Raw genomic sequence first — 11,323 nt, forward strand, 5'->3', positions numbered from 1 at the left:
ATGTCCGGCCAGCGTGTGCAGTCGGCGGCTCTCGTCGTCATCGCCATCGTCGCCTCCATCGCCGCGCTGTCGCTGGCAAGCGCCGTCTTCGCACCGGTGGCCTTCGCCCTCTTCGTCATTGCGCTGATGTGGCCCCTGCAGCGCCGCCTGCAGGCGGTGATGCCGCGGATGCTGGCGCTGCTCGTGTGCGTGCTGCTGCTGGTGGCGGTGTTCGTCGTGTTCGGCTGGCTTGTGGCGTGGGCGTTCGGGCGTGTCGGACGCTGGACGGTCGTCGAGTCGTGGCGCTTCCAGGCGATGTACGACCAGGCAGCCGTCTGGCTGGAGGGCCATGGCATCGTCGTCAACGGCATCTGGACGGAGCACTTCAACGCCCGCTGGCTGCTCGGCGCCGTGCAGACGCTGACGAGCCGCGTCAACAGCGCGATGAGCTTCTGGATCGTGGTGTTCGTCTACGTGATCCTCGGCCTGCTGGAAGTCGGCGACTTCGGCCGCCGCGCCGCCGCCATAGGGGATAGCGACCTGCGACGCGTGCTGCTCGACGGCACCATCGAAACCGGCCGCAAGCTGCGCCGCTACATGCTCGTGCGCACGCAGATGAGCCTGCTGACGGGCCTGCTCGTCTATGCCTTCGCCCGCGCCATCGGGCTCGAACTTGCCGGCGAGTGGGGCGTCATCGCCTTCACGCTCAACTACGTGCCCTTCATCGGGCCGCTGATCGCCACGGTGTTTCCCACGGCGCTGGCCCTGGTGCAGTTCGAGTCATGGCAGGCGGCCGTCCTCGTCTTCGCCTGCCTCAACGCGATCCAGTTCGTGGTGGGCAGCTACGTCGAGCCACGCGTTTCGGGGAACGCGCTCTCGATCTCGCCGACGATCGTGCTGTTCGCCGTGTTCTTCTGGACGTTCCTGTGGGGGTTCTTCGGCTCGGTGATCGGCGTGCCGATCACCATCGCCCTGCTCACCTACTGCGCCCAGCATCCGGACTCGCGCTGGCTGGCCGATCTCCTCGCCGCCCCGGCGGGGAAGGCCTGATCAGGAGAGCGGTGGATCGCCCGCCATCTCCACCCGCTCGGGCTTCAGCAGCGCCAGCCCGCCTCCAGCCACCGGTTGCAGACGATGCACATAGAAATGCGTGGGCCTGTCGTCCGTGCCCCCCATCACCGGAGACGGCGCGGAGACGATCCGCAGCGGGCCGCAGGCACCGATCCAGTCGATATGGCGGTGGCCATGGAAGGCCACGAGTCGCCCGCCGTGCCGCTTGAGCCGGCGCACGAACCAGCTGCCGTTGATCAGCGCCGTGCCGATGCGCTCGGAGAGCGCCTTGGCCGGGCTCGGGTACTCGACCATGTGGTGGTGGAGGCCGAGGACGAAGCGCGCGCGGGGCCACGCGGCGAGCACCGCGTCGAGCGCGTCGGCCTGCTCCTTCGAGACGAGCCCGAGCGCGTTGGTGAAGGAGAAGTGCGTCTCGGCGTTGGAGTTGAGCAGGATCGCGCCGAGGCCATCCTCGGCGGCGGGCGGCAACACCATCGGGAAACTGTCCGCCCACAGGCGGCCGAGCGCGGGCAGCAGCGTGAGGCGGCCGGTGTCGGCGAAGGCGCGAACCCGAGGGGCGGCGTCGGCGAGGGCGGCGTCAAGGCTGCCGCCGAGACTGGCGCGGTCGGCGGCCATCACCCTGACCCGCGGCCCCTGAACGGCGGCAAGCGCGGCGAGCGTCCGCATCTGGCGCAGCCGCTTGAAGGGGCTGGTGGGCAGGTCGAGCCTGGCCGGGTTGGCCCTGTCCACGATGTTCACGTCGTGGTTGCCGGGCAGGACGAGCGTGATGGCCCGCAGCGCCGGATGGCGCGACAGGATGCGGTCGAACTCGACGAACTCGGCGTTGCGCCCCGCGTCGGTCATGTCGCCCGTCACGAGCACGAGGTCGAAGGGCTCCGCCGCATGCATCGCGTCGAGCCGGGCGAGCACGCTTTCGAGCCGGTGGTTCCCGGACGGGCCGGCGCGGCCGCTCTCGATGCGCAGGCCGTAGCGCTCGCCGACGACGTGGATGTCGGAGAGATGGACGACGCGCCAGATGGGGGACTCCGGCGACGGGTTGTCGAACCGGTCGAGGTCGCGCGGCTGGTCCATCGTCGCGTCGGCGATGCCCCACGCCAGCGAGGCGAGCGCCAGCACGCCGCTGACGATCACGACGGCGTTGGCCAGCGCCGGCAGCACCAGCGCCGCCGGCGAGGCGAGGTCCGCCATGCCGGCGTTCCAGCGCGTGTGCGGCCAGGCGAGAGCGCAGAACAGCACGCCGAACAGGCTCGCCAGCAGACCGCCGCACAGCGCCGTCACGGCACCGATCCGGGCCCGCCGCTCGCCGTCGAGCCGCTCGCCGAGCAGGCGGTCGAGAAGATGCCTCAGGCCCTCCCGCGCGAGGGCGTAGCCCGGCTGCACGGCGACGGCATTGAGCGACCAGAAGCTCGCCTCGACGAGCCGCAGGGCCGGGCGGCCGGCCAGCCATCCGACGGCGAGGAGGGCTGCGGCGGCCAGCAGCGGGAGCGCCTCGGCCAGCGTCCGCACGCTTCCGGACAGGCTCGACAGCCACGCCGAGGAGACCAGCGGCGCCGCTCCGATCACGAGGCCCGGCAGCCCGATCAGCGCCACCCACGAGAACAGCAGCTTGGGCAGGCTGATCTCGGCCAGCAGGCTGCCGGCGATGAGCAGCATCGAGCGCTTCTCGGGGCTGGAAGCATCATCCTCGATGTCGCCGCGGCGCGGATCGAGAAGCGGGCCGGGAAGCCGGGACATCATCGTGCGGGATCACTCGTACGGAAGGACGGGGTCGCGCCGTCCCCTCGGTGGGCTCCGGCGTGGGCGAGGTATAGCATGAGCGGCACCGGACGCCCGCATGAAGCGGGCCCGACACGGAGCGCGACGTGACGCCTATCCAGACCACGGGCCTCATCATCCTCATCGTCATGATCCTGTTCGTCTGGAACAGGCTGCCGGTGATCGTCGTCGCGTTCGGCACGGCGCTGGCGCTGTGGGCGACCGGCGTGGTGACCCTGCAGGAGGCGCTCGCCGGCTTCGGCGACCCTTCCGTGCTGTTCATCGCCTCGCTGTTCGTCGTCAGCGCCGCCCTCGAGGCGACGGGCGTCACCGCATGGGTGGGCCAGAAGCTCGTCGGCGACCCCGGCAAGGGCAGCGTCGGCCACCTCCTGACGATGCTCATGCTGCTGTGCGGGGGCCTGACCGCCCTGATCAGCGCCAACGGCGCGGTCGCGGCGCTGCTGCCCATCGCCAGCGTCGCGGCGGTGCGGCTCAACGTGGCGCCGTCGCGGGTGCTTCTGCCGCTCGCCTTCGCGGCCCATGCGGGATCGAACCTCGTCCTCACCGGCGCGCCCAAGAACGTGCTCGTCTCCGACGCGCTGTCCGACGCTGGCCATGCCAGCTTCGGCTTCTTCGAGTTCGCGCTCGTCGGCGTGCCGCTGCTGGCCGGCACGCTGGTGATCGTCCATCTCCTGGGCGGCCGGCTGCTCCCCGAGCGCCGCAGCCGCAGCGTGCCGCCGGACCTCAGCCGGCACGCGCGCGTCCTGGTCGAGCAGTTCGGCCTCATCACGGACACGTTCAAGCTGCGTGTGCGAACGGGTTCGACGCTCGTCGGCATCGGAGACGGGACGGGGACGGCGCCGTGGCCGGACGGCCTCAAGGTGCTTTCCGTCATCGACGGCACGTCGGGCGCGCCCGTGCAGCGGGCGCTGGCGCCGGGAGACACGCTGCTGGTCCGCGGCGAGGCGGCGCTCGTCTCGTCCTTCGCGCAGGAGAATGGGCTCGCCTTCCGCGATCTCGACGAGACCGGCGGCGCGGACGCGCTGTTCAGCCGGACGTCGGGCCTCGCCGAGGTGGTGATCCCGCCGCGCTCCGCGCTGGTCGGCTGGCGGGTGTTCCCCGGCATGATCACCGAGGAGGGCGACCTCGTGATCCTCGCCATCCAGCGCAACGGCACGGATCGCCCCGAGGGCGAGACGGAACTGGCTGTCGGCGACACGCTCCTGCTGCAGGGCACGTGGAGCGCGCTCGACCGGCGGCTGGGGACGCCGGACGTGCTCATCGTCGATTCGCCGGACCTCGTGCGGCGGCAGGCCGTGCCGCTCGGCCACGGCGCCCGCGTCGCGCTCGCCGTGCTCGCGGCGATGATCGCGCTGCTGGCGACGGGCGCGCTGCCGCCGGCGGTGGTGGGCCTCGGCGCTGCCGGCGTGCTCCTCGTCGCTGGCATCATGACGCCCGACGCCTGCTACCGCGCGATCAACTGGACGACCGTGATCCTCGTGGCGGCGATGATGCCGCTCTCGGTGGCGATGCAGTCCACGGGCGCGGCGCGCGTGCTGGCGGAGGCGCTCGTCGGGGTCGTCGGGCCGCTCGGCCCCACGGCCCTGCTCGCCGGCCTTTTCGTTCTCACCGCGACGCTGGGGCAGATCATGAGCAACACGGCGACGACACTCATCGTCATCCCCATCGCGCTCGCCGCCGCCGAGGGCATGGGCGTGTCGCCGCATCCCGTGATGATGAGCCTTTGCGTCGCTGGCGCGGCGTCGTTCATGACGCCGATCGCGACGTCCACCAACCTCATGGTGATGGGCCCCGGCGGCTATGCCTTCGGCGACTACTGGCGCCTCGGCGTGCCGCTGATGGTGCTGTACTTCGTCGTCGCCGTCTTGCTGGTCCCGCTCGTGTGGCGGTTCTGAACCACCGCCAGGAGGCCCGTCCATGATCCGAACCCTCGGCCGCTGGTCCACGCGCATCGTCGCGGGCGTGCTGCTCGTCGCCGTCACGGTGCTCGTGCTCCGGGCGTGGGACTCGCAGCGCGGCGAACCGCTGGAGCCCTGGCACACGGTCGTCCCGGAGGAACTGTCGCGCGACGACCTCGACCGGACGGACTGGGCCGGCTGGATGGCTGCGGAGGACCGGGTGTTCCGCGCCGTCGAGCAGGACGTCATCCGCCGCCTGCCGGAGCACGACCGGGTGCCGGAGAACCGCTACTTCGACGCGAGTCCACTCAATCCGCTGCGCTTCCAGACGAACTGGAACCGCACCTACATCCTGCAGCCGGACGGCACGCCACGCGGGGTCGCCGTGCTGCTGCACGGGCTCACCGACTCGCCGTTCAGCATGCGTCACCTCGCCAGGCTCTACCAGGCGCAGGGTTACGTCGCGATCGCGCTGCGCCTTCCTGGCCATGGCACGGTTCCCGCTGGCCTCACCGATGTGGCGTGGGAAGACTGGAGCGCAGCGACCCGGCTGGCGGTGCGCGAAGCGCGCCGTCGCGTGCCGGACAAGCCTCTGCACGTCGTCGGCTACTCGAACGGCGGCGCGCTGGCGATGAAGTACGCGCTCGACGCGCTCGACGACGGAACTCTACCGCGGCCGGACCGGGTCGTGCTGCTCTCGCCGATGGTCGGCGTCACCAGCTTCGCGCGCTTCGCGGGGCTTGCGGCACTGCCTGCCTATTTCCCCGCCTTCGCCAAGGCCGCGTGGCTCAGCGTCGTGCCGGAGTTCAACCCGTTCAAGTACAACTCCTTCCCGGTGAACGGGGCGACGCAATCCCACCGGCTCACGCAGGCGCTCCAGACCAGTGTTCGGAAGCGGTCGCGCAACGGAACGATCGAGGGCCTCCCACCGGTCCTCACCTTCCAGTCGGTGATGGACTTCACCGTCAGCACCTCCGCGATCCTCACGGCGCTCTACGCCCATCTGCCGAGCAACGGCTCGGAGATCGTCCTCTTCGACATCAACCGCGCCGCGAAGTTCGGGCCCCTGCTGCGGCACGGAAGCCAGTACCTGATCGGCCGGCTGCTGCCCGAGGGCCCGCAGCGCTACCGCTCGACCGTGGTCACCAACGCCTCGGCGCAGGAGACCGCCGTCGTCGCGCGCGTCACGGAAGCGGGCGGCACGCAGGAGCAGGCGATCGATCTCGGCCTCGCCTATCCGCGCGACGTCTACTCGCTGTCCCACATCGCGCTGCCCTTCCCGGTGGAGGACGGCCTCTACGGCATCGCGCCCGATCCCGCCGACGACTTCGGGGTGAGGCTCGGCACGCTCGCGGCGCGAGGCGAGGTGGGCGTGCTGCTGGTCAACCTCGACTCCCTCATGCGGATGTCCTCGAACCCCTTCTTCCCCTTCCTCTCAGGCCGCATCCGGGAAGTGACCGCGCGGTGACGCGCGACACGGCCGATCCTTCGCGCCTCTTTGTCGGCGCGCAACGATCCCCGGCCCGGCCGGGTCCACCCTTCCCGAGGTCCGCCGGACGATCGACCGGCGGCCGGACGACGCCATCCCAGGGGAGACGACCATCATGTGCGGCTGCGGCAACGTGAGAGAGACCACCATCGATGTCCGGCAGATCGTGCCGGGCATGCGCCACCCGATCGTGTTCGGCACCTTCGACATGCTGCAGCCGGGCGAGGCCTTCGTGATCGTCAACGACCACGACCCCCAGCCGCTCCATCACCAGTTCGACGCATACCGTCCCGGGACGTTCAGCTGGGACTACGAGGTCGAAGGCCCGCAGGTCTGGCGCGTGCGCATCGCGCGGGTGGCCGAGAACGGGCCGGCAGGCCGGTGACATGATGGGACATCCGGACAGTCGCGGAGCCCTGGCGCCCGGCGGCATGGCGGAAACGACCACGGCGTCCGTGATCTCCCGCCTCGAGGTGGTGCTGCGCGGGCTCGATCTCGACTGCCATTGCAGGGCCCGGCTGGGCGACGCCCTGTCACGGTTCTCCGCGCTGGAAGCCCGCCGCGAGGCACGGCACGAACTCGCCGTCTCGCGCCGCCAGCGCGACCTCATCGCGGGCCTCGTGGCCCTGATGGCAGAGATCGACGAGATTGCCTCCGACGAATCGGACGCCGGGGTCTTCGACGAACTCGCGCTGCTGTTCGACGATGTCGCTCAGGCCGCGCAGCGGGGCGCTGCCGCCATGCGTCGGTTGAAGAACGCCGGACCGCGGCCGCTTTAGGCTCGCTGGGCCGACGGCCACGCCGCGGCCTCTCACGTCGGGATCGCGGTCGGCACCGCGAGGACGCGGCCCGACAGCGGAGCGCGCTCCAGCACGTCGCGGGCGAGGCCGTAGCGTGCCGTCGTGACGAAGAGCGTGCGACCGCCCGGACCACCGAACGCGAGGCCCGTCGGCCTCGGCACCGGCATGGCGACGACGTCCGCGAATTCCCCCGTATCGTCGAGCCGCACCACGGACCAGCCATCGGCCAGCGCCACCCAGACCCGGCCGAGGCTATCGCAGGTCAGCGCCACGGGCCGTCCGGACGCACGGGGGATGCGGCTCAGCACCCTGATCCGTCCCCCCTTCACGTCGCCCGCATGGATCAGCCCGCGATCGGCGTCCGACGCGAAGGTTCGCGAGCCATCGGGACTCCAGCAGAGCGCCGACACGGTTCCCGGCAGCGTCCACCGCTCGTCGAAGATCCCGCCGCGCAAGGCGCCGACGCGGCTCGCATCTCCGTCTCGGCACGCGGCCCAGACGGTGCCGTCGGGTGCACGGGCCAACGCGCTGAACGGCGCTCCGGCCGTCAGTCGCCGGACCGCGGCCTGCCTCTCCTCCACCACACAAAGGCCATCGTCCGTGGCCAGGAGTGACTCACGGGTGCCGTGCAGCGCGCAGGCGATGGCACCCTCCCGCGACAACCTCGAACTGCGCGTGGCCCGACCATCGCTCTCGTGGATCGATGGCGCCATGCGATCGGTCCAGACGAGGACCGACCTGGAGCCGTCCCAGACGGGATCGGCGCCGTGGAAGGCGGGCTCCGGCAATCCGTCGATGGCCGCGCCCACGCCGGGGGCCGGCGTGGCGGGCCTCGCAGCCCGCCACAAGGCACCGATGTGCCGCCCCGCCTCTGCAACTTCTGGTCCCAGTTGCTGCGCCCGTTCCAGGGTCAGGCGCCATGCCGGCCCCGCCACGCTGACCGCGCCGACAGGGCGTCCATTCTGGCCGAGGATCGGCGCGCCGACGCACCGTGAACCTTCGAGGATCTCCTCGTTCTCGATGGAGAAGCCCTGCTGGCGGACCCTCCCGAGTTCCTCGTCCAGCGGCCCCCGCTCCACGATCGTCGCCCGCGTGTAGCGGGGAAGCGGGCCCGGGCCCAGCAGCCGATCGACTTCGTCCGGTCTGCTGAAGGCAAGGATCGCCTTGCCCTGGCTGGTGCAGTGAAACGGCTTCAGGACGCCGAGCCGCGCTGCGGAGCGGACGGGATGGGGACTCTCGAACTTTCCCAGCGAGAGGACGCCGTCTCGCTGCGGAATGGCGAGATAAGCCGTCTCTCCCGCCAGGTTGCGCAGGCGCTGCAATTCGAGGCTCGCGGCGGCGGCGAGATCGGGGCCTGCCCAGATCGTCTGCGCGAGTTCGAGGATGCGATAGCCGGGCACGTAGCCTCTCCGTCCGGCCTCCCGCCGCACGAACCCCTCATCGACCAGCGCGGCGAGGATCCGGTGCAGGGTGGGACGCGGCCATCCGGTCTGTGCCAGAAGCGCTGCCGTCGTGACCGGATCGGACGAAGCCCCGATGACACGAAGCAGTCGCAGGGCCTTGGTGACCAGCGCCGTGCCGCCCGGGCCGGCCGCTGCCGGAGCCGGAGCCGGCCAAGTCTCCCTCATCGCACGTCTCCTCCCATCGATGTCTCATATCGTGAGACGAGCCGCGTGTCGCCGTTCGTCGTCCCCTGTCGCGAGGCGCTGCGCTGGCGCATGGTGCGCTGGAGACAACCGTGGGGACGCCATGTCGACCGAGATCACGCCGGAGCTTCTCGACCGGCTCGCAAAGGTGAGCAGCGGCTCCCTCACGACCGAGTTGTTCCGAAAAGGCCTGCGCCAGTGTTTTCTGGTGGGCCTGAAGCCGCTGAACCCCAGTTGCGCAGGCTTCGCGGGCGAAGCGTTCACGATGCGCTACATCCCGGCGCGCGAGGACATCGACACCTACGCGACGCTGACGCCCTACCCGAACCCCGACAACCTGCAGTGGGAGGCGGTGGAACGGATCGGGCCCCGGCAGGTGCTGGTCATCGACAGCCGCGGCGACATGAGTTCCGCCTCCGCCGGCAACGTGCTGCTGACGCGGATGATGGTGAAGGGATGCGCCGGCGTCGTGACCGACGGCGCCTTCCGCGACGGCGTCGAGATCTCCCAGATGGCCTTCCCCGCCTATGCGCGGGGAGTCGTCGCCTCGACGCGGCTCTCGACGCACCATGCGGCGGACCTCAACGTGCCGATCTCCTGCGCGGGCGTCGCGGTCTACCCGGGCGACATCCTCGTGGGCGACGGCGACGGCATCACCGTCGTCCCGCGCGCCATGGCGGCCGAGATGGCGGACCTGTGCGAGAAGCGCGACGCCTTCGAGGCCTATGTCGCACTGCGCATCGGAGCAGGCGAGGGTCTCTACGGGGTCTATCCACCGACACCGCAAACCAGGGCCGACTACGAGGCTTGGCGAGCCGCCGGATCGCGCCCGGAGGATGCACCGAGGATCCGCGCGGAGGCCGTGTCATGAGTGTCGCCATCACTCCAGCGCACATGGAGGCGGAGATCCGCCGCTACTTCGCCGCATGCAACGCCGGCGACTACGACGCGCTCGTGTCCTGTTTCACGCCCGATGCCGTCCACTATTTCCCGCCCGGCCTGCCGGACGTGCCATGGCGCTCTGCCGACACGATCGCCCGCAAATGGGTCTGGTGCGTGGAGAACCTCGGCTCGCGCTGGACGATCGAGAAGATCCTGTGCTCGTCGACGGCACCGGAAGCCGTGATCGAGTGGACACACTGGAAGCGCAACGCGAAGACGGCACTGCGCGGAGACGAATGGTACGTCTTCGACACAGCGAGTGGCCTCATCAAGGAGATCCGGGCGTACTACGCCTCGCCCGCCGACGGGTCCGTTCCCATCGCCGAACTCGTCGGCTTCGACTACCGCGGCCGCGGCTACCATCTGGACCCGCCGTGATCATCGACCTCGGGGAAGCCCACAGCGCGGATCCGATCGTCGCCGTCGAGCCGACGGTGCTGCGCATCCCCTTCGTCGACGGTGGCGAGGGGCGCGGAATCACACCGAACCGCTGGAATGCGCTCGACATCGTGCTGCTGCGGGTGGAGACCCGGGCGGGGCTCGTGGGCTGGGGCGAAGGCTTCGGCTACGTCTGCCAGAACGCAACCGCGCAGGTTCTTCGCGACATGGTCGGCCCGTGGGCGCTGGGGCGTGACAGCACCGATCCCGCGGCGGTCAACCGGGACGCGCAGAAAACCTTCCACCTCTTCGGCCGCCACGGCATCACGATCTTCGCGATCTCGGCGCTGGACATCGCGCTCTGGGACATCGCGGCCAAGCGGCGGGGCGTGTCGCTCTCCACCCTTCTCGGCGGGCGCGCGAGGGAAAGCGTGCGGGCCTATGCGAGCCTCGTACGCTACGGGGCGCCGGAGCTCGTCAGGCGCTTCGGCGCAAAGGCCCTTGCCGAGGGCTACTCCGACCTCAAGTTGCACGAAATCGAGGAGGCCTGCATCGCCGCAGGCCGCGACGTCGCGCCGGACGCGACGATCACGGTCGACGTCAACTGCCAGTGGAGCCGGGACCAGCTGATCTCGATGGCGCCAGCGCTGCGCCGGCTCCGGATCGACTGGCTGGAGGAGCCGACGTTCCCGCCGGAGGACCCGGCGCCCTGGCAAGAGGCCGCATCCCTCGGGATTGCCGTCGCGGCGGGGGAGAACCTCTGCACGCTGGAGGGTTTTCTTCCGCTGATGTCCTCCCTCGCGGTGGTGCAGCCCAGCGTGACGAAGGCGGGCGGGGTGACCGAGTTCCTGCGGATCACGGACGCCGCACTCGGGCAAGGCAAGCGGATCGCGCCCCACTCGCCCTACTTCGGCCCGGGCTACTGGGCCACGCTTCAACTGGCCGCCGCACTGACCGCGTTCGACCTCTTCGAGTACCTGTACGTCGAACCCGAGGCGTGGTGCGGGGTCGACGCGCCCTCCCCCGTCGGCGGCTCCATCGCGATCCCCGACACGCCGGGGATCGGGTTCCGGCCGGCGCACGACGTGATTGCTCGGTATCGCGTGACGCCCTGACGTCCGGCGGCAGAGAGAGCCTTCCGCCGCAGCCCTCCGCGCGCGGAGATTGAACGACGGCTTCGCGGGGTTTATTCGCTGGAGGACCGAAGGTTCGGCCGGCCGGCCGCCATGAGGAGGTCCTCGCCTTGGCGCAATCGCTTCACCCGCAGGCCCCGCATGCGCTGCCGGTGTTCATCGGCGGGCCGGACGGCAGCGACCCGCTGCTGGTCGGCATGGCCGTCTTCCT

Annotated in this window: 10 protein-coding genes; 8 read left to right on the forward strand and 2 right to left on the reverse strand. The window is 70.6% G+C overall.

Translation table 11 applies throughout. The features are described 5' to 3' along the window. Positions 1-1,029, forward strand: a complete 1,029-nt coding sequence (locus ACX9GQ_RS23030) for an AI-2E family transporter (protein WP_459631953.1) — start codon at positions 1-3, stop codon at positions 1,027-1,029. Here the strand turns inward: ACX9GQ_RS23030 and ACX9GQ_RS23035 are convergent, their stop codons facing one another. Next, positions 1,030-2,787, reverse strand: a complete 1,758-nt coding sequence (locus ACX9GQ_RS23035) for a metallophosphoesterase family protein (protein WP_459631954.1) — start codon at positions 2,785-2,787, stop codon at positions 1,030-1,032. A gap of 125 nt (positions 2,788-2,912) precedes the next feature. On the opposite strand from ACX9GQ_RS23035, the gene ACX9GQ_RS23040 reads away from it, so the two are divergent. The 4 genes from ACX9GQ_RS23040 to ACX9GQ_RS23055 all read left to right on the forward strand — a co-directional run bounded on the left by ACX9GQ_RS23040 (position 2,913) and on the right by ACX9GQ_RS23055 (position 6,992). Beyond that, a complete protein-coding gene (locus ACX9GQ_RS23040) occupies positions 2,913-4,721 on the forward strand; it encodes an SLC13 family permease (protein WP_459631955.1) in 1,809 nt (602 codons plus the stop codon). 22 nt (positions 4,722-4,743) lie between these two features. Further along, complete coding sequence (locus ACX9GQ_RS23045; RefSeq protein ID WP_459631956.1) at positions 4,744-6,192, forward strand: alpha/beta hydrolase; 1,449 nt, start codon at positions 4,744-4,746, stop codon at positions 6,190-6,192. A 136-nt stretch (positions 6,193-6,328) separates the two neighbouring features. Then, complete coding sequence (locus ACX9GQ_RS23050; RefSeq protein WP_459631957.1) at positions 6,329-6,598, forward strand: DUF2249 domain-containing protein; 270 nt, start codon at positions 6,329-6,331, stop codon at positions 6,596-6,598. A 1-nt stretch (position 6,599) separates the two neighbouring features. Further along, positions 6,600-6,992, forward strand: coding sequence for a hypothetical protein (locus tag ACX9GQ_RS23055; RefSeq protein WP_459631958.1), 393 nt, complete (start codon positions 6,600-6,602; stop codon positions 6,990-6,992). Between the two features lie 32 nt (positions 6,993-7,024). On the opposite strand, the gene ACX9GQ_RS23060 is transcribed toward ACX9GQ_RS23055, so the two are convergent. Further along, positions 7,025-8,641: an IclR family transcriptional regulator domain-containing protein gene (locus tag ACX9GQ_RS23060; protein WP_459631959.1), complete on the reverse strand. Its 1,617-nt coding sequence runs from the start codon at positions 8,639-8,641 to the stop codon at positions 7,025-7,027. 121 nt (positions 8,642-8,762) lie between these two features. Here ACX9GQ_RS23060 and ACX9GQ_RS23065 point away from each other — a divergent pair, with 121 nt between their 5' ends. The 3 genes from ACX9GQ_RS23065 to ACX9GQ_RS23075 are packed head-to-tail and all read left to right on the forward strand — an operon-like array spanning position 8,763 to position 11,094. Beyond that, on the forward strand, positions 8,763-9,530 hold the full coding sequence (locus ACX9GQ_RS23065; RefSeq protein ID WP_459631960.1) for a ribonuclease activity regulator RraA: 768 nt from the start codon (positions 8,763-8,765) through the stop codon (positions 9,528-9,530). After that, the gene (locus ACX9GQ_RS23070; protein WP_459631961.1) at positions 9,527-9,979 is read left to right on the forward strand and encodes a nuclear transport factor 2 family protein; all 453 of its coding nucleotides are present in this window, start codon (positions 9,527-9,529) and stop codon (positions 9,977-9,979) included. The genes ACX9GQ_RS23065 and ACX9GQ_RS23070 overlap by 4 nt, the downstream gene beginning before the upstream one ends. Further along, on the forward strand, positions 9,976-11,094 hold the full coding sequence (locus ACX9GQ_RS23075; RefSeq protein WP_459631962.1) for a mandelate racemase/muconate lactonizing enzyme family protein: 1,119 nt from the start codon (positions 9,976-9,978) through the stop codon (positions 11,092-11,094). The genes ACX9GQ_RS23070 and ACX9GQ_RS23075 overlap by 4 nt, the downstream gene beginning before the upstream one ends. Positions 11,095-11,323: the final 229 nt, after the last annotated feature.

The sequence above is a fragment of the Alsobacter sp. R-9 genome (assembly GCF_054612375.1).